The 19,572-nt window shown below is 60.0% G+C and carries 13 protein-coding genes; 9 read left to right on the top strand and 4 right to left on the bottom strand.

Annotated elements, in window-relative coordinates:
• Positions 1-321: 321 nt before the first annotated feature.
• Positions 322-3,126: a ribonuclease E/G gene (locus ACQY7U_RS15770; protein ID WP_428646157.1), complete on the top strand. Its 2,805-nt coding sequence runs from the start codon at positions 322-324 to the stop codon at positions 3,124-3,126.
• Between the two features lie 100 nt (positions 3,127-3,226).
• Here ACQY7U_RS15770 and ACQY7U_RS15765 read toward each other — a convergent pair whose 3' ends face one another.
• A complete protein-coding gene (locus ACQY7U_RS15765; protein WP_428646154.1) occupies positions 3,227-4,390 on the bottom strand; it encodes a pyridoxal phosphate-dependent aminotransferase in 1,164 nt (387 codons plus the stop codon).
• Between the two features lie 244 nt (positions 4,391-4,634).
• Between ACQY7U_RS15765 and ACQY7U_RS15760 the strand changes: the two genes are divergently transcribed.
• From ACQY7U_RS15760 to aat, 5 genes are all read left to right on the top strand, one after another.
• Positions 4,635-6,059 (top strand): M48 family metalloprotease, encoded by a 1,425-nt coding sequence (locus ACQY7U_RS15760; protein ID WP_428646152.1) that lies wholly within the window; start codon positions 4,635-4,637, stop codon positions 6,057-6,059.
• A gap of 58 nt (positions 6,060-6,117) precedes the next feature.
• The gene (locus tag ACQY7U_RS15755) at positions 6,118-6,906 is read left to right on the top strand and encodes a DsbA family protein (protein WP_428646149.1); all 789 of its coding nucleotides are present in this window, start codon (positions 6,118-6,120) and stop codon (positions 6,904-6,906) included.
• 350 nt (positions 6,907-7,256) lie between these two features.
• Entirely contained in the window at positions 7,257-7,742 is a 486-nt protein-coding gene (gene accB, locus ACQY7U_RS15750) for an acetyl-CoA carboxylase biotin carboxyl carrier protein (RefSeq protein ID WP_428646146.1), read from the top strand.
• Between the two features lie 15 nt (positions 7,743-7,757).
• Complete coding sequence (accC, locus tag ACQY7U_RS15745) at positions 7,758-9,104, top strand: acetyl-CoA carboxylase biotin carboxylase subunit (protein ID WP_428646143.1); 1,347 nt, start codon at positions 7,758-7,760, stop codon at positions 9,102-9,104.
• Positions 9,105-9,220: 116 nt separating this feature from the next.
• On the top strand, positions 9,221-9,904 hold the full coding sequence (gene aat / locus ACQY7U_RS15740; RefSeq protein WP_428646141.1) for a leucyl/phenylalanyl-tRNA--protein transferase: 684 nt from the start codon (positions 9,221-9,223) through the stop codon (positions 9,902-9,904).
• A gap of 57 nt (positions 9,905-9,961) precedes the next feature.
• Here the strand turns inward: aat and ACQY7U_RS15735 are convergent, their stop codons facing one another.
• Both ACQY7U_RS15735 and ACQY7U_RS15730 read right to left on the bottom strand, forming a co-directional pair.
• Complete coding sequence (locus ACQY7U_RS15735) at positions 9,962-10,348, bottom strand: NADH:ubiquinone oxidoreductase subunit NDUFA12 (protein WP_428646138.1); 387 nt, start codon at positions 10,346-10,348, stop codon at positions 9,962-9,964.
• A 189-nt stretch (positions 10,349-10,537) separates the two neighbouring features.
• Complete coding sequence (locus ACQY7U_RS15730) at positions 10,538-11,248, bottom strand: response regulator (RefSeq protein ID WP_428646136.1); 711 nt, start codon at positions 11,246-11,248, stop codon at positions 10,538-10,540.
• A 637-nt stretch (positions 11,249-11,885) separates the two neighbouring features.
• On the opposite strand from ACQY7U_RS15730, the gene ACQY7U_RS15725 reads away from it, so the two are divergent.
• Complete coding sequence (locus tag ACQY7U_RS15725) at positions 11,886-15,569, top strand: vitamin B12-dependent ribonucleotide reductase (protein ID WP_428646133.1); 3,684 nt, start codon at positions 11,886-11,888, stop codon at positions 15,567-15,569.
• Between the two features lie 426 nt (positions 15,570-15,995).
• A complete protein-coding gene (locus ACQY7U_RS15720; RefSeq protein WP_428646131.1) occupies positions 15,996-16,607 on the top strand; it encodes a hypothetical protein in 612 nt (203 codons plus the stop codon).
• A gap of 387 nt (positions 16,608-16,994) precedes the next feature.
• Here the strand turns inward: ACQY7U_RS15720 and ACQY7U_RS15715 are convergent, their stop codons facing one another.
• Positions 16,995-17,906: a transglutaminase-like domain-containing protein gene (locus tag ACQY7U_RS15715; RefSeq protein WP_428646128.1), complete on the bottom strand. Its 912-nt coding sequence runs from the start codon at positions 17,904-17,906 to the stop codon at positions 16,995-16,997.
• A gap of 98 nt (positions 17,907-18,004) precedes the next feature.
• On the opposite strand from ACQY7U_RS15715, the gene ACQY7U_RS15710 reads away from it, so the two are divergent.
• Positions 18,005-18,901, top strand: a complete 897-nt coding sequence (locus ACQY7U_RS15710) for a transglutaminase family protein (protein ID WP_428646126.1) — start codon at positions 18,005-18,007, stop codon at positions 18,899-18,901.
• The last annotated feature ends 671 nt before the right edge of the window (positions 18,902-19,572 follow it).

Raw genomic sequence — 19,572 nt, 5'->3', positions numbered from 1 at the left:
CGACGTCCTAAAGTGGCCCCTGAAAGAGCGAACCCATTCCGGACACGGATGCAGCCGATACGGCGAAGCCTGGCTGCATACCGGCACAAGGTACAACGACTTAACTCCAAGGGCCTGCGTTGCCCCGAAGGACCCGCGCGATGCACATGATGATCGACATAAAGCAAGGCGCCGCTTTTGCGGCCGCTTGCGTTGATCATACGACCGCGCCGGGCGCAGACGCCCTTCCCCCACTTAGCAAAACAAGTACGGCCGCCTTCCTCCTTTCGGGCGATGCGCGTTATCGACACGCGCCAGGCGCTGCCGTGGAGACGTTCAATAATGGCAAACAAGATGCTGATCGACGCGGGCCACCCGGAAGAGACCCGGGTAGTCGTCGTGCGTGGAAATCGGGTTGAAGAATTCGACTTTGAAGCAGCAAACCGGAAACAGCTGCGCGGAAATATCTATTTAGCGAAAGTTACGCGGGTCGAACCTTCCCTGCAGGCGGCATTTGTCGAGTATGGCGGCAACCGCCACGGGTTCCTTGCCTTCAGCGAAATTCATCCGGACTACTACCAGATCCCTGTCGCCGACCGGGAAGCGCTGCTGGCCGCTGAAGCGGCCGACCGGCAGCGCGACGAAAACGAGACTGAGGAAAAGCCGAAACGGCGCCGCCGGTCCCGTGCCGCCAAGAACGAGGCGACTGAAACCGTTGCCAGCGAGAAGGTGGACGCGGACGAGGAAAACGATTCAGCCGACAACTCAGACGCCGGCGGAGCCTCCGCAGAAAAGGATGCCGATGCTGTTGAAGCGAAGGCAGACGGCAGCGTTGAAGCGGCAGGCGAAGAAGGTTCCGACGAGGAACAGAACGAACCGGACAACGATAATGACGACGGCGAAGAATCCTCCGCTGGCGTCGAAGCGGCCGATGAGGAAGAAGAAGCACCGGTCCGCTCACGCGGCCGCCGCAGGTCCCGCCGCAAGTCCGAGGACGACGACGACGCGGATTCCGATGAGGATGCCGTTGAATCCGTCGGTGCCGAAGACGCCATGGAAGAAGTTCCCGAGCGCCGCCCCCCGTTGCGCAAGCAGTACAAGATCCAGGAAGCCATCAAGCGCCGTCAGATCATCCTGGTTCAGGTGGTCAAGGAAGAACGCGGCAACAAGGGCGCAGCCCTGACGACCTATCTGTCGCTTGCCGGCCGCTACTCGGTCCTGATGCCGAACACCGCCCGTGGCGGCGGAATTTCCCGCAAGATCACACAGCCAACCGACCGCAAGCGCCTGAAGAAGATTGCCTCCGAGCTGGATGTGCCGGAGGGCATGGGCGTCATTCTGCGCACAGCCGGCGCCAGCCGCACCAAGGCCGAAATCAAACGCGACTTCGAGTATCTGATGCGGCTTTGGGAGAACGTCCGCGAACTGACGCTGAAGTCCAGTGCGCCAAGCCTCGTTTACGAGGAAGGCAGTCTGGTGAAGCGGTCGATCCGGGACCTATACAACAAGGATATCAATGAAGTCCTTGTGTCGGGCGATGAAGGCTATCGCGAAGCCAAGGACTTCATGCGCATGCTCATGCCGAGCCATGCCAAGAACGTCCAGCCCTACCGCGATCCCTCGCCGCTCTTCATCCGGTACGGTGTCGAGCCCCAGCTCGATGCGATGTTCTCGCCTCAGGTGACGCTGAAATCGGGCGGATACATCGTCATCAACCAGACAGAGGCACTGGTGTCGATCGACGTGAACTCGGGCAAATCGACCCGCGAGCACAATATTGAAGACACGGCCCTGCAGACGAACCTGGAAGCGGCCGAAGAGGTCACGCGGCAATTGCGCCTGCGCGATCTGGCCGGCCTGATCGTCATCGACTTCATCGATATGGAGGAGTCGAAGAACAACCGGTCTGTCGAACGCAAGCTGAAGGATTGCCTGAAGAACGACCGCGCACGTATCCAGGTCGGCCGGATTTCCCATTTCGGCCTTCTGGAGATGTCGCGCCAGCGTATCCGCACCGGTGTTCTGGAAAGCTCCACGACGCCCTGCCCGCATTGCCAGGGAACGGGAATGATCCGGTCTGTGGAGTCCGTCGCGCTGCACGTCCTGCGTTCTGTCGAGGACAACCTGTTGAAGGGGGCGTCCCACAACCTGATCATCCGCACCACGACCCAGGTTGCGCTCTACATTCTCAATCAGAAGCGCGCAAACCTTGTCGATCTGGAGGCCCGCTTCGGGATCGAGCTTGAAGTCCACGCGGACGACATGGTCAATGGCCAGCTCTACGTGCTCGAACGGGGCGCGCCGGCGGACAGGGATCGCATTCCGGTTCCCTCTCCAATCATTCAGCCTGACACGATCGACCTTATCGACGAGACAACTGAACAACCGGACGTCGAGGAACAGGCCCAGGACGAGGAAGGCGGCGACCGCCGCCGCAGACGCCGTCGCAAGCGCCGGCGCGGTGGTGCCGAAGGGCAGCAGGAAGGTGGTGACAATCACCAGCCGCTTGAAGCAGACGAAGCGTCCGAAGGCGACGACGATGAGCCGCAGGAAGCACGCTCCGACGACGAGGAGAATGGCGACGAACCCCGCCGCAAGCGCCGGCGCGGTCGCCGGGGCGGACGCAGAGGGCGCCGCGGTGCCGAGGACATGGAAGGCAACGAAGCCCAGACAGAGGCGGAAGCTGCGTCCGACGACGAGCCTGATGAAACCGCTGAAGCCGCACAGGATGTTTCGGCTCCGGAAGAGCTGTCCGCGGAAGGAACCTCCGATGCGGAGATCGCACCTGAAACGGATGCATCCGAAACCGCATCAGCGATTGACGGCGCACCTGTAGAGGCAGCCGAACTGGCCGGGGCAGAAGCAGCGGACGCCACAACGGCCGATGCTCCGGTTGCCGAAGAAGAAGTTGTCGAACCGGAAGAGAAACTAGAAGGTTCGGACGAGGAAGCGGCTCCCGAAGACACCATCATCGTGGAGACGCCGACATCCGAACAACCGGTTGCGAACGAGGCGGCTGAGGAACAGGCCGAGGAAGTTCCCTCCGCCCCCGCCGAACCGGTCGTCACGAGCGAAACCTCCGGAGAGGGCAAGGAAGACAAGCCCAAACGCGTCGGCTGGTGGCAGCGCGGGCGTTCCTTCTTCTGAAGGTTTTTGAAACAGACATGAAAAAGGCGGCCAATTCGGCCGCCTTTTTTTGCACTTGCGCCCAGACCATTTGACCTGCGAAGGCGTCTTTTCCGACTGACTACTTCAGGAAACCGGAAAGCCTTGCCAGAGCTTCCTTCATGTCTCCGTGAGAGCCTGCAAACGAAAAGCGGAGGAACTCATGACCATGCACGGGGTCGAAATCGACGCCCGGCGTCGCGGCGACACCGGCTTCATGCAGCATGCGTTTCGCGAATTCGAGACTGTCGGAGCTGAACCGGCTGATGTTCGCATAAATGTAAAAGGCACCATCCACCGGCAAAAGCCTGTCCAGCCCTATTTCCGGCAATCCCTTCAGCAGCAAAGCCCGGTTGGCCGCATATCCGTCCTTGACCGCCTCCAGCTCCTGCACGGCGTCGAGAGCTGCCGTTGCCGCGATCTGCGAAAGCTCCGGGGGCGAGATATAGAGGCTCTGGGCGATACGCTCCACGGGCCGGACCAGCTGTTCCGGCAGCACCATCCAACCGATCCGCCAGCCCGTCATGCAGTAGTACTTGGAGAAGCTGTTGATGATGATGACGTTCTGCGACGTCTCGAGTGCGGTCTTCTGTTCTCCCGCGTAATCAAGACCATGGTAGATCTCATCGGAAATGAACCAGATCCCCTCATCTTCGCAGTAGAGGATGAGTGCCTCCAGCGCCTCGGCCGACATCATGGTGCCGGTCGGGTTGGCCGGACTGGCCACGAGGACACCCCTGACCGGCCCTCCTTGGCTGGCCTCTCTCAGGTGTTCAGGCGTCAGGCTCCAGCGGGTTTCCGCCCCCACCTCGATTTCGACCGGAACGAGGCCGAGCGCCTTGAGGATATTGCGATAGGCCGGGTAACCCGGCGCGGTCAGCACAATCCTGTCGCCGGGATCGAATGCCGCGAGAAAGGCAAGGTTGAACCCCGCGGACGAACCGGTGGTTGCCATGATCCGCTCGGCCGGGACATCGACGCCGTAAGTTTTCTTGTAGTGAGATGCCAGGGCGGCCCGCAGTGGCTTGATACCAAGGGCCTCCGTATAGCCGAGGCGGCCGTGTTTCAAAGCATCTTCAGCGGCACGCAGAGCCGCCTTGGGAGCCGGCGCGGACGGTTGCCCGACTTCCATGTGAATGATGTTCCGTCCGCTTGCCTCAAGAGAAGCTGCCTCGGACAGAACGTCCATGGCAATGAAGGGCGCGACATCGCTGCGGCGGGACGGCTGAAAGGCATCGGACGTCATGGGAACCTGTAGGCTGGAGGTTGAAACTCTGGCCTTCGTATTGCGGATTTTGCGGCTCGATGCAACGTGCGAGCACCGGGCGCCGCCCCATCGGCCCAGGCACATCCGGGAAACCTTACCGTTTTGTCATCCTGGCTTTCTTGACCCGGCTCTTGCGTCTCCATACCTTCGCCACACAATCATGTGTGTGAATAGTCATGCACGTGAGACGTGCTCCCAATGTTCCGGACCGGAGATCTGCGACTTGCATCAACTCGAGCCCGTTCCCGCACAGCCCCGTGCGCGGGCAAGCCACCTGGTCAGAAAGGCTGTTTCCCTGGCTTGTTCCGCGGCCATCCTGCTGCCGTTCGTTTCCGCTCCCGTCCAGGCGCAGGGCCGCAGTCTGCCGCTCGTAAGAGACGCGGAAACCGAAGCGCTGCTGCGCGATTATGCCAAGCCGATCTTCAAGGCAGCGGGTATTTCCAATTCCGAGCCTGAGATCATTCTTGTCAACAACAAGTCCTTCAATGCCTTCGTCCCCGATTCACGGCGCATGTTCATCAATATCGGTGTCCTGCTGGAGGCTGAAACGCCGAGTGAAGTCATTGGCGTCATCGCCCATGAAACGGGACACATCTCAGGCCGGCATCTCGTACGGCTGCGCTCGGCTGCCGCCAATGCCCAGATCATTGCGGTCATCGGCATGATTCTCGGTGCCGGCGCCGCAGCAGCAGGAGCGGCCGCCGGTTCGGGTCAGGCAGCTTCGGGCGGCGCGGCCGCCGTTCTGGGCTCCGGGGCGGTCGGCCAACGTTCTCTGCTCTCCTATCAACGCAGCGAGGAGGCATCCGCGGACCGGGCCGCGCTCAAGTATCTCAATGCCACCGGACAAAGCGCCCGCGGCATGCTCAAGACCTTCGAGCGCATGTCCGAACAGCAATTCTTCGCGCGCAAATACGCCGACCCCTACGCCCAGAGCCACCCAATGGCCCAGGACCGCTACAACTCACTGGTCAATGACGCGCAGAAGTCGAAGTATTTCAACAAGCAGGACGACTACGTGCTGCAGTACCGGCACGACCAGGTGCGGGCCAAGCTGTTTGCCTTTTCCAATCACCCCTCGTCGACGTTACGGGCCTACCCGCGCAGCGACAAGAGCCCGGCCGCGCAATACGCGCGTGCGATCGCCGCCATGAAGAGCCGGGGCAAAGGCGCGGTGAAGGAGATCGACGCCCTGATCCGGACCCAGCCCAACAATCCCTATTATTATGAGCTCAAGGGGCAGGCTCTTCTGGAGGGCGGTGACCCGAAATCGGCGATTGCTCCGTTTCGCAAGGCGCTGTCGTTCAAGCCCCAGGAACCCCAGTTTCTTGTGTGGCTGGGCTATTCCCTTGTGGCGTCCAACAACAATGCCTATCTGCCTGAAGCTGAACGTGTCCTGAAACAGGCGATCCAGAGGGACCCGAATTCCGGGGTCGCCTACAGTCAGCTTGCCATCGCACATGGCCGTCAGGGCGAACGCGCCGAGGCCGATCTTGCCACGGCGAAGGGGTTGATGGTGATCGGAGACTTTCAGTCAGCGAAACGTTATGCCGCCCGTGCTCAAAAAAGTTTGAAGCGCGGAACGCCAGCATGGCTTCAAGCCGACGACATAGTAGCGTACAAACCACCAGATCTGCCGAAAGGCCGCTGAATTCCTAGACACTCAAGGCGGAACGGGTCAGGAGGACCTGCCGCTCAAGGAGACCTGAATGACCCAATCCGCCATTTTCTCCCGGCAACTGTGCCCACCTGCGCTCCTGCGGATCCTGTCCGCCTGTGCCCTGGTTCTTGCCCTTTTGACCGGAACCGCGGCCGCCCAGGACGTTGATCGCGCCGAAATCGAGAAGATCGTGCGGGAATACCTTCTGGAACATCCGGAAGTGGTCGCCGATGCCCTGAATGAACTCAACCGCCGCGAACAGGCGGCCGCCGAAGCCGCCCGCCTGCAGGTGCTGACCGACAGTGCGGACGTGCTTTTCAATTCGGCCCGGCAGGTTGTTCTCGGCAATCCGGCAGGCTCGACGACCCTGGTCGAATTCTTCGACTACAATTGCGGCTACTGCAAGCGCGCCCACGGCGACATGGTCAAGCTGATCAACGAGAACCCCGACCTGAGATTCGTTCTGAAGGAGTTCCCGGTTCTGGGACAAGGTTCGGTTGAAGCTGCCCAGGTGGCCGTTGCCGTCAACACCGTCGCCCCGGAGAAGTACTACGACTTTCACGAAAAGCTGCTCTTGAGCCGTGGACAGGCGAACCGGGCGAGCGCACTTGCTGCCGCCAGGGAGATCGGCATCGACGAAGACAGCCTGATGGCAGCGATGGCAACGGACGAAGCCGGCCAGACAATCGAGGAAGTCTACTCGATTGCCAACCGGCTCGGGCTCACCGGCACTCCGTCCTATGTGGTGGGAACCGAAGTCGTCATGGGTGCTGTTGGCTATGACGAACTGAACAAGAAGCTCGAAGCCGTCCGCAACTGCAGCGAGGCGACCTGCTAAAGAAGATCCGCCCTGCTCTGGTATCTATCTGCGGTTCGGGCCTGAGGGCCGCATGGGCCGCAGTCCCGGCTGCCGGAAACCCCGCTTCCGCGTTTACAATGAAAAATCGGGGTTTTCCTGTCCGGATTGAATGCCTATAAGAGGCGTGGCTCGTGTCCGGACCGGTTGCGGGCCACAAACCTTTGTCCGCTTATTTTCGGCGGAGCAAAGTGCGTGATGCAGGCCGGTTTCTGACGGAAAAACTCCGCGGCACCGGTTCAGCGGTTGAGACCCCATCGACCGGATGGTGCGGTCTGCCGGGCTGATCCTGCATGGCGCATCTTGCGGACCGAGTACGAAAGCAAAACGATATGCGTAATGATAACAAGAAATTCGACACGGCCCTGATCCGGGACCTTGCGGTTCTGCTGGATGAGACAAATCTCACCGAGATCGAGCTGGAACAGGGCGACACGCGCATCCGCGTCGCGCGCCAGATGTCGATCACGGCACCCGTCAGCATGGCGACCCAGGCAGCGGCGCCCGCGCCGGCCGCCCCCGCAGCGGCCCCTGCCGCCGAACAGGCCGCCGCAGCGGCCCCCGCCGCTGACGCGGCCTCCCACCCTGGAACCGTTACCTCGCCCATGGTCGGCACCGCCTATCTTGCCGCTGAACCGGGCTCAGCGCCCTTCGTTCAGGTCGGCGACAAGGTTACCGAAGGCCAGACGATTCTGATCGTCGAGGCGATGAAGACCATGAACCACATTCCGTCCACCAAGGCCGGTACCGTCAAACAGATCCTGGTGGAAGACGCTCAGCCGGTGGAATTCGGCGAACCGCTCATTATCGTCGAATAAGGAGCCGGTACGGCTATGTTCTCCAAGATTCTTATTGCCAACCGAGGCGAAATCGCCCTGCGCATCCTGCGCGCCTGCAAAGAGCTCGGCATTTCGACGGTTGCGGTCCATTCCACGGCGGATGCGGATGCCATGCATGTGCGCCTGGCGGACGAAAGCGTGTGTATCGGACCTCCTGCTGCCCGCGACAGCTATCTGAACATTCCGCAGCTCCTGGCGGCCTGCGAAATCACCGGGGCTGACGCGGTTCATCCCGGCTACGGCTTTCTGTCCGAGAACGCCCGTTTCGCCGAGATCCTGGAGGCCCATAACATCGAGTTTATCGGCCCGACCGCGGAACATATCCGCATCATGGGTGACAAGATCCAGGCAAAGCAGACGGCCAAGGATCTCGGCATTCCCGTGGTCCCGGGATCCGACGGCGAAGTGACAGTTCATGACGACGCTCATGCGATTGCCCGCCAGATCGGATACCCGGTTCTGGTCAAGGCGGCTGCCGGCGGCGGCGGCCGCGGCATGAAGGTCGCCCGCAGCGAGGCGGAACTCGACACCGCTCTCTCCACCGCCCGTTCCGAGGCGAAAGCCGCCTTCGGCGACGACGCCCTCTATATGGAAAAATACCTCGGACAGCCGCGCCACATCGAGATTCAGGTTCTCGGCGACGGCAAGGGCAACGCGGTTCATCTCGGCGAGCGCGACTGCTCCCTGCAGCGCCGTCACCAGAAGGTCCTGGAAGAAGCACCGTCTCCCTGTCTCAACAACAGCCAGCGCAGCGAGATCGGCGAAGTCGTTGCCAGTGCCATGCGCAAGCTCAAATATCGCGGCGTCGGCACGGTCGAGTTCCTCTATGAAAACGGCGAATTCTACTTCATCGAGATGAATACCCGCCTGCAGGTGGAGCACCCGGTCACCGAAATGATCACCGGCATCGATCTGGTCAACGAACAGATTCGCATCGCCGCCGGCGGTTCACTCGATATGACACAGGATGACATCACCTTCGAGGGCCATGCCATCGAGTGCCGCATCAACGCGGAAGATCCGGTCACCTTCACGCCCTCTCCGGGCACGATCACCTACTATCACCCGCCGGGCGGTCTGGGTGTGCGCGTCGACAGCGGTGTCTATCAGGGCTACAAGATCCCGCCCTACTACGACAGCCTGATCGGCAAGCTGATCGTTCACGGCCGAAACCGCGTGGAATGCATGATGCGCCTGCGCCGTTGCCTGGACGAATTTGTCGTTGACGAAATCAAGTCGACTATTCCGCTTTTCCGCGATTTGGTGGACAATCAGGATATAGCGAACGGTCAGTACGACATTCACTGGCTGGAGAAATACCTGGCCGACAAGTCGAGCTGACCGGTCTCCGGTGAAGGGGTCTCGATCAGCGGGCAATCAACCGGAAACGGCTGAAAGCCCAAAAGCTGATCGATCCTGAATGATAGGGCCCCTTCCCGTCTGGACAGCGAGGCCACATGGCTGGTTACAAAGACGACATCGTAATGGAAATCACGCCGCAGGTGCTTCTGAAAGCCTATGCCTGCGGCCTGTTCCCCATGGCCGAATCCGCGGATGATCCGGGCCTGTTCTGGCTGGAGCCGGAACATCGCGGCATCCTGCCGCTCGACAGTTTCCACATTCCGAAACGCCTGAAGCGGACCATCCGCAGCGATGTGTTCGAGATCAGGGTCAGCACCGACTTCCAGGGTGTCATCGACGGCTGCGCGGAACCGATGCCCGGCCGCCAGAAGACCTGGATCAACCGGGAAATCCGCCGCCTCTACGGCGAACTCTTCGACATGGGCTATTGCCACACGGTCGAAGCCTGGCAGGATGGAGCACTTGTCGGCGGCCTTTATGGCGTCAGCCTCAATGGCGCGTTTTTCGGCGAAAGCATGTTCGCGTTCCGGACGGACGCCTCCAAGGTCTGCCTGGCGCATCTGGTCGCCCGGCTGATTGCCGGCGGCTATTCCCTGCTTGATACGCAATTCGTCACCGAACACCTGAGCAAGTTCGGCACTGTCGAGGTTTCGCAGGCCGACTACAACAAGCTGCTCGCCAAGGCACTGCAACTGGAAACGGATTTTTACGCACTGTCGCCGCAGGCCTCGGGTGAGGATGTTCTGAATGTACTCGCCAGCGGCAACAAACCCGGCTGAACAAAAAAAGCCCCGCAAATGCGGGGCTCCTCAAATCTCTCAAGCCTGCCGTGGCACTTAGCTGCCCGGCGTCCAGGCCTCATAATCGCCGCTGACTTCCGGTCGCGCTTCCGGCGTCAGGATGGAGCCGTGCGGACGGTAGGCGCCCGGCGTGCCGGTGCGGTTCGCCTGATGCGGCTGCTGCCAGTGCTTGGCGTGATAGGTCTCTTCTGAAGGAGGCGTGTCCACGCGGTGATGCATCCAGCCGTGCCAGCCCGGAGGGATGGTGGAAGCTTCGGCAAGACCGTTGTAGATGACCCAGCGCTTCTTGCCGGCCCGTTCCTTGTAGTACTTGTTGCCGAACTCGTCTTCCCCGACGAATTCACCCTTGCGCCACGTGAAGAAGCGGGTGCCCATGGTCTGGCCGTTCCACCAGGTGAAGAGTTCTAGCAGCAGAGTTTTCATGGCCCTCAGAAGGTCCTTCGATTCAATAGCTTCGTTTCCCGGGGCGTTTTACAGCCCCCGGAATTTTGGCGGACTATGGCCTCAACGACAGCGTCTGTCTAGTGGCGCACCGTCGCAGAGGTAAAGAAATTGAAGGGATTGAGCAGTTTTTCCGAAGCCGGACGGATCGGTCTGACGCCGCATGCCGCGTCAGTGCAGTTTCACATCCTTGATCGTTGCGAATTCGGTGTTGCGGATGTGTTTCACCGCGGCCGAAGGCGTTTCCTTGAAGATCACCTCATCGCCGCCGTCGGCCGCCTGCTCCTCTGCAGCCTGGTCTTCGTCCAGCGCCACCTCAACTGCGTCTTCAACCTTGTTGCGCTTCTGGATCGCTATGCGGTGATGGAGACGTGCGCCGTCAAGCGATTGCAATTTCTCCGCCTGCTCGTTCATGGCCTTGTGGATGCCATAGATGTTGTAGAAGCCGGAATGTTCCAGAATCATCGGGCGATCGTCGTTCACAAGCCATTGCAGGCGTTTGAACAGCGTGGACGGGGAAACGGGTTTGACCAGGACATGGTGGGCGCCGGCCCTGAGGGCCTTGTCGACCAGGTTACGCGTGCCGTGGGCCGTGATGAAAAGAATCGGCACATAGCAGAGCGGCTCCATATGGCGGTGCCGGACGAGGCGCAGGAACTGAAATCCCGTTGTCGGCGTCATGCGCCAGTCTGTGAGAATCACATTGGGCGGTTCGGCGAGGCAGGCCTCAAGCGCGTCATCAACCGAATCAAAAACACGCACGCGGGCAACCTTGAAACTCAGGAGGATCGACCGCAGAATCGTCTGCATCGGCTTGCTGTCTTCCACGACAACCGCGTCGATTTCCTCCATTGTCAGTCCGTAGGCTGCGTGATGCTTCATGTATGCGGGCCCCTTTCCCAATCCTGCCCGCAGTTAACCAGATCCGCTTTAAACCCGGTTGAACCGGTTAGGCGCGATTTTCTTCAAACTTTCATAAAATCGCGCCTATTGTCATCCACAGCTACGTGAACGGGGCCTCGGCACAGCCCTTCGCCGGGAAAGCAAGCGCTAATTTCTTGAGGAAAGCGCTCTCCCCGCTCCACTCCCCATTATCCACACAGGCACACAATATTTTGCGTTTGCCCATAATGTGAGCACTACCTGTTGTCACTCCAGCCTTGACCTTAAGAAAAGATTTACATTAGTTTCCTAATCATTGCGATGTGCGTAACCGGAGCCCTCTCCAGGCGCTCCGGTCATCCAATCCGATCAGTAACCGAGTACCGCTTCCGGTCTTTCTGACCAAAGCCGGAAGACGGGATTTTTCGTGCCGATTTGCGGGCGCATGTCGTGACAAACCTGTTGATGACCACTATATATAGTGGATCAAAATACAAGATACGCTACATACAGACTTACGTCAGTGACTAGCAGGGGCGGCATTCGGCAAGTGAGGCCGGCGGAAACGCCAAGCCGAATGAGATGCGGATTTTGCCCGGTTCGGGGCGAACCGGCGGGATACAAGGGGACTTAGGAAATGCGGATCGAGCGGCGCTATACCAGGGAAGGTCAATCGCCTTACGCCAACATTGAATTTCGGACGGCAACCAGTGAGATCCGCAATCCGGACGGCTCCATTGTCTTCCGGCTGGAAAACATTCAGGTTCCGGCCCAGTTCTCCCAGGTTGCTTCCGACATCCTGGCGCAGAAGTATTTCCGCAAGGCCGGCGTCCCCGCCAAACTGAAGCCGGTCGAGGAAAACACCGTTCCGTCTTGGCTGTGGCGCCATGAAGCCGACGAGGATGCCCTCGCAGACCTTGCCGAGGAGGACCGCTACGGCTCGGAAATCGACGGCCGCCAGGTCTTCGACCGTCTGGCCGGCACCTGGACCTACTGGGGCTGGAAAGGCGGCTACTTCGATCAGGAAGCCGATGCCCAGGCATTCTACGACGAACTGCGCTACATGCTGGCGACCCAGAAGGTGGCGCCGAACTCCCCGCAGTGGTTCAACACCGGCCTGCACTGGGCCTATGGCATCGACGGTCCGGGCCAGGGCCACTTCTATGTCGACTTCCAGACCGGCAAGCTGGTGAAGTCCAAGAGCGCCTACGAACATCCGCAACCGCATGCCTGCTTCATCCAGTCCGTCGGCGACGACCTGGTCAATGAAGGCGGCATCATGGACCTGTGGGTCGGTGAAGCGCGCCTGTTCAAATATGGCTCCGGCACCGGCTCCAACTTCTCGCATGTGCGTGCAGAAGGCGAACGGCTGTCCGGCGGCGGCAAGTCCTCCGGCCTGATGAGCTTCCTGAAGATCGGCGACCGGGCTGCCGGCGCCATCAAGTCCGGCGGCACCACGCGCCGCGCGGCCAAGATGGTCGTGGTCGATGTCGACCATCCGGACATCGAGGAATACGTCAACTGGAAGGTCAAGGAAGAGCAGAAGGTGGCTGCCCTCGTCACCGGCTCCAGGATCTGCCAGAAGCACCTTTCCGCGATCATGCGCGCTTGCGTCAACTGCGAGGCCGACAACGGCGATTGCTTCGACCCGAACAAGAACCCGGCCCTGAAGCGTGAAATCCGCGCCGCCAAGAAGATGATGGTGCCGGAAAACTACATTCAGCGCGTCATCCAGTTCGCCCGCCAGGGCTTCACCAAGATCGAGTTCCCGACCTTCAACACGGACTGGGATTCGGAAGCCTACCTGACGGTGGCCGGCCAGAACTCCAACAACTCCGTGCGCGTCACCGACGGATTCCTGAACGCCGTTGTCGACGACAGCACCTGGGACCTGACCGCCCGCCGTTCGGGCGACGTTCTGAAGACCGTGAAGGCAAAGGATCTCTGGGAACAGATCGGCTATGCCGCCTGGGCCTCCGCCGACCCGGGTCTGCAGTACCACACCACCATCAACGACTGGCACACCTGCCTTGCCGACGGGGAGATCCGCGCATCCAACCCCTGCTCTGAATACATGTTCCTGGACGACACGGCCTGTAACCTGGCGTCGCTGAACCTGATGCAGTTCCGCAAGGAAGACCGCTCCTTCGACATCGACAACTACGAGCATGCCGTCCGCCTGTGGACCATCGTTCTGGAAATCTCGGTGCTGATGGCGCAGTTCCCGTCCAAGGAAATCGCGGAACTCTACTCCAAGTTCCGCACCCTCGGCCTCGGCTACGCCAACATCGGCGGCCTGCTGATGACCTCCGGCATCTCTTACGACAGCGATGAAGGCCGTGCGCTCTGCGGCGCGCTGACCGCGGTCATGACCGGCGTTGCCTATGCAACCTCCGCCGAAATGGCCGGCGAACTCGGTTCCTTCCCGGGCTACAAGAAAAACGCCAAGCACATGCTGCGCGTCATCCGCAACCACCGCCGCGCCGCCCATGGCGAGAGCGAAGGTTATGAGGACCTGAACACCGCACCGGTCGCCCTCGACCACGCTTCCTGCCCGGACCCTGTTCTGGTGGAACGCGCCAGGAAGGCCTGGGACCGCGCGCTGGAACTTGGGCAAAAGAACGGCTACCGCAACGCCCAGTCGACCGTGATCGCCCCGACCGGCACCATCGGCCTGGTCATGGACTGCGACACCACCGGCATCGAACCGGACTTCGCCCTGGTGAAGTTCAAGAAACTGGCCGGCGGCGGCTACTTCAAGATCATCAACCGCGCCGTTCCCGAAGCGCTGCGCGTGCTCGGCTATTCGGAAAGCGAGATCGGCGAGATCGAAGCCTACGCGGTTGGCCACGGCTCGATCGACCAGGCACCGGGCATCAACCCGTCCGCGCTGAAGGCCAAGGGCTTTACTGACGAAAGCCTCACCAAGCTGAAGGACGGCATGAAGTCGGCATTCGACATCAAGTTCGTATTCAACCGCTGGACCCTCGGCGACGAACAGATGAAGGCGCTCGGCGTCTCTGACGAACAGCTGGAAGACGGGGACTTCGACCTGCTGTCCTTCCTCGGCTACTCCAAGTCCGAGATCGAAGCCGCCAACACCCACGTCTGCGGTGCGATGACCCTGGAAGGTGCCCCCTTCCTGAAAGAAGAGCATTATCCGGTGTTCGACTGCGCCAACCCGTGCGGCCGCATCGGCAAGCGCTTCCTGTCGGTGGAAAGCCATATTCGCATGATGGCCGCCGCCCAGCCGTTCATCTCCGGCGCGATCTCCAAGACGATCAACATGCCGAACGATGCGACCGTCGAGGACTGCAAGGAAGCTTACATGCTCTCCTGGAAGCTGGCCCTCAAGGCGAACGCGCTCTACCGCGACGGCTCCAAATTGTCCCAGCCGCTCAATTCCCAGCTGCTGGCCGACGACGAGGACGACCAGGAGGACGCGATCGAGGAACTGGCAGCCAAGCCGCTGGCGGCCAAGGCCGAGGTTGTGGCGGAGCGGATTGTCGAACGCATCGTCGAACGGGTCGTGCGCGAACAGGAAAAACTGCCGACACGCCGCAAGGGTTATACCCAGAAGGCGAAGATCGGCGGCCACACCATCTTCCTGCGTACCGGTGAATATGACGACGGACGTCTCGGCGAGATCTTCCTCGACATGAACAAGGAAGGGTCTGCCCTCAGGGCGTTCATCAACAACTTCGCCATCTCCGTGTCGCTCGGTCTGCAGTATGGCGTGCCGCTGGAGGAATATGTCGACGCCTTCACCTTCACCAAGTTCGAGCCGGCCGGCATGGTCCAGGGCAACGATGCGATCAAGAACGCAACGTCGATCCTCGACTATGTCTTCCGCGAACTGGCGGTGTCCTATCTCGGCCGCCACGACCTCGCCCACGTTCCGCCGGAAGCCTTCGGCAACGGCCCGGTTACCGCGGGTGCCGTCAAGACCATGGACAAAGGCAGCTCAGGTGGCGTCGTCTCCCACGGCCTCGTGCGCGGCCAGACCGAGCGCTTCCGCCTCGTCTCCGGCAATGAGCCGACCGGCGAGATCACCGAAACGGTGAAGGTCGAACTCGGCACCACGATTGCCGCCCAGACCTCGGCAGTTGCGACCGCCTTTGCCCGCGGCTCCGAAGCCCCGGCAACGGAAGTCACCGCCGCCCCTGCCCCGCAGGTCAAGACGGCCGCCCAGCAGATCGCCCAGGCCCGCATGAAGGGCTATGAAGGTGAAAGCTGCGCCGAATGCGGCAACTTCACCATGGTCCGCAACGGCACCTGCCTGAAGTGCGACACCTGCGGCAGCACCAGCGGCTGCAGCTAAAAGCTCAGCCGGGAGTTCGCCCAGGCCGGCTAACCCCGGCCACAGCGCGGCTCCCGGCACCCAGACATCAAAAACCCGCCCTTCGAGACAAAGGGCGGGTTTTGTGTTTGAAGGCATGAGTTTGTTCCGGTTTGACCGAAACATTATTGCCAGTTGAGGGCCCCATGCTCGAACCAGAGAGCGATTTTGCAGTCGGGCGCTGGAGGCTGCGGAGAGCCTTCGGTCTCAAAGACCTTTTACAGACACCTGCGCGCACGTGAGCCACTGATAAACCGTAATTGCGGCGCTATAATATCTGCAGGGAGCGGCAAGGGGCAGCCGGCCTCAGGCAGCACCTGGGTTACCGGGGCCAACAGGTTTCCTTCTCCGATATTCGAGCCTTTACTGCGTACGAAGCCTGGACATCCAGAACCTGCACCGCGTCGCGTGCGTCTTCTGATCCGAGACGACCCCTACTTCCAGCGGCGCAAGAACAAGGGCTCTGACATGCCGAAAAAAGTTAAGCGTCTGCCCACACATGCGCTCGGAAAACACACCGTCCCGGCAAGCCACAAAGCCGTTCCGCCGAGATCTCGCGCCGTTGCGGATACCGAGCCGTTGGGCAAGGAGGCCGATGCTGCTCCTCTCGGCAGCTGCTGGCCGGTACCAGATGGCCCGCCGCCCGCCGCAAGACCGAAACCGGTGCGCAATGGCTCGGCAAGTCGACGAGACTTCATGACCGGGGCACATGAAAACTGGGACGATGAAGGGGGCGCACCCAGGCAGGATTCAATGCACAGCGAATATGGGAGACGTATCGAAACTGACGGTTCCTGGACGATCTATCATGTCTTCACCGGCGTTCCGGCTACAATCGGCGGTGACAGGATGCAAGGAATGAGCGCCACCGCCGCCGCGGACCACATGATGAAAACAAACTCCGACAACTCGGGTCGACGGGCTGCACAGACAGGCATCTTGAAGGTCAATTTTTTGTCTGCCTGTTGGACGTATGTATCCAGATACTTCGGCGGACTCGTCATGTGGCTTTCGGTGTAGGGAAAGGAAAAAACTCTCCCACCGCCACAGGGAATCAAGTGCCTGGTTTTTCGATGCCGCGCGACGGTACGCCGGTCGAACCGGGATCCTTGCGCTCATACTGCGGCGAAAGTCCGTTCCCTGCCCGCATTCTGGACGCACTTTGGTATTTGTTTTTCAGTCGGGACGAAGCCTCCGGTGTCGGCTGTTCCGGAGCCATTGAGCGTTGTCTTGAATTGATCAGCGCGGAGCCGAACAACCGCGGCAGCCATTCCGCGCAACGGACGAAGGCCGCCTGAATTTCAGAGAAGACCGGAAACACGTCAGGGCGGTGCAGTTCCTCCTCGGCCACCCAAAACAAGTTCGCGGATCCCCGCCAAAACGGGATCACTTCCGGAACCGGGTTGCTCAGGCGTTAAGCCCCCAGGCCGCCGCATGTACCTGCCCGCCAAGGCCGCGTTGCAGGGGATCCGGTCTCTTTTCCAGGGTCTGGAGCAAAAGAGCATCATCGTCCTCGTCCGCAAGTTCATGGCTCCAGACACGGAATCCCGTGAGTTCGTAGACGCCGAAGGATGTCATCATGGCAACATCCGAGGCATCGTGCCCGCGGACCATCAGCACGCGGCCAATCCTCGGCACGTTGTAACGGGCATCGAAGGTGTACCAGTTGCCGTCCAGAAACACTTCAAACCAGGCGCAGAAGTCATCGAAACCAGCATCGGGAACGCCGATATCACCCAGATACCCGCTGGCGTAACGCGCAGGTATTCCCATCGCCCGGCACAGGCTTATCGCCAGATGAGCAAAATCCCGGCAAACACCGGTCGCCTCCGAAAGCACGTTTCCGGCCGTCTTGTCGGGCCGGCCGAAATTGTAGCCGAAGGTAACGTGGTGATGAACGAAATCGCAGATCGCCTGCACCCTCGGCCACCCCTCGGCCGTCTGTCCGAACCGGTTCCAGGCGAATTCCCCCATCAGGTCGGATTCGCAATACCGGCTGGCCAGGAGAAAGGTAAGTGTATCGTTCGGAAGTGCCTGCAGGGCGGTTTGGCCCACCTGAGGCTGCACCACGTCCGGCAACCCGTCCACTTCCACGATAGCGTCTGACCAGAAGGTGGACACTCCGGCAGGCGCCGTCACGCGCGTTATGCGGTTACCGTATGCGTCGGTGTATTCACTCATGTCGAGGCCCCTTGCGTTGCGAACGTAATCGGAGCCGATCATTCTGCCCCGAAAATCACTGTGAACGGACAGTGCGAGCAACATGGGGACTGGAGCGGGGCACGTGACGGTTATTTCGAATCCAAGTCGAATAAGCACGGTGATCATCCTTGTGTGCGTGTGGAAATGCGTCCAAGCTGAAGCGCCTCCCAAGCGAAGAACAATCAACAACTGCATGTGGCGGCGGCAAGGTTCCCATGACGACCGCGATACGCATCCTGCACACTACACGATATAGCTACAGCCAACCGGTAAAGTTTGGCGCTCACCGGCTTCTTCTGCGCCCGAGAGACGGCCATGACATGCGACTGCTTTCCTCGGCAATCGCAATCTGGCCTGAATCCCGGCTGAGATGGCATTTCGATACCTTCGGCAACTCCGTCGCTACGGCCGAGTTTTCCGCTCCTTCCGATGTCCTGTCATTTCAGAGCGAACTGCTGATACGCAGATTCTCTCATGAAGACTATCTGGCTTCACCCAGCCGAAGCAGGAGCGTCTATCCGTTCACTTACGCGGACGAAGATCTGATAGACCTCGCCCCGTTCATCGGACTTGAGAATCCTGACGACCGGCCCGTGCTGGAGGCCTGGCTAAGCAGGGAACTCGGCACTTCATCTGATGAGACACTCGCCTTTCTTCGCTCTCTGTCCGAAACGATAAACGACGGGCTGACCTACATTCGCCGTGAACGGTCAGGTACGCAAACCGCCGCCGCCACGATCGAATTGGGAACCGGCAGTTGCCGCGATTTCGCATTTCTGTTCATGGAAGCAGCGCGCCACTTCGGTTTTGCGGCCAGATTTGTTACCGGTTATCTGAATGACGCCGGCGAAGACGGGCAAAATCAGACAGGCGGCGGTTCAACCCATGCCTGGGCGGAAGCGTATCTGCCGGATGAGGGCTGGGTTGAGTTCGATCCGACAAACCGCATCATCGGCAGTCCGAACCTGATCCGCGTCGCCGTTACCCGAACGCCCTACCAGGCCATTCCCATCAGCGGAACATACGATCAACGCCCCGGAACCATCTATCATGGCATGGACGTTGACGTTCAGATCGGGATAGAGCCCTACGATCCCCGCGATTTCGTATGAGCGGCCAATGCCCGTTGCAACGGCCAGCAACTGTTACCGCGTTCTGCTTGCATGATGGATCATTTGATGCCGGAACGCTCGCTTGTTGGTTACCAAAAGTCCCCTTCGATGGTGATGTATGGAACCAACGCGAAGTTCAGAAACAATGTCGATAAGCCTGCTTTGCCCAAACCCGATCCGCCGAAGCCCTGGTCACTGCGTATGGCCTGAAAACTGAAAGACATGTCTCCCTCTGTTGTTGGGCGAAGTTTTTTGTCACCGGCCGACAGCGCCCTGTTTGGGCGCCATCGATTCTTCTTTTAACCAATACATCGTCTTCAGACGAGAAGCCGGGTATTGTTACAAAATAATATTTTCCATCACGCGTTATAAAATACTTATTTTCTAATTGATTATTTTTTATACAGACCCTATATTGAATGAGTATTTGGTTGTTGACTTTATTTTTTTAAATAAAAGAAAGTTCAATCGGAAAATATCTGTATTCGACAGGTGATTTTTCCTGACACCCATACTGCTTCCGAAATCAGGCAAGTTCGATGCCGAAGGCACGGACGGCAACCGGAGCAGGTTTCTCCTCTGGCGAATTGCATCTGCGGATTAACAGCCCGGCAGGCAAAATCACCGCATTGATCCAATCGTTTGACCGCTCTCGGCCTGTCATGGGTAAC

The sequence above is a fragment of the Roseibium sp. genome (genome assembly GCF_050301095.1).
Taxonomy (GTDB): Bacteria; Pseudomonadota; Alphaproteobacteria; order Rhizobiales; family Stappiaceae; genus Roseibium.
This window is presented reverse-complemented; position numbering and strand designations above follow the sequence as displayed.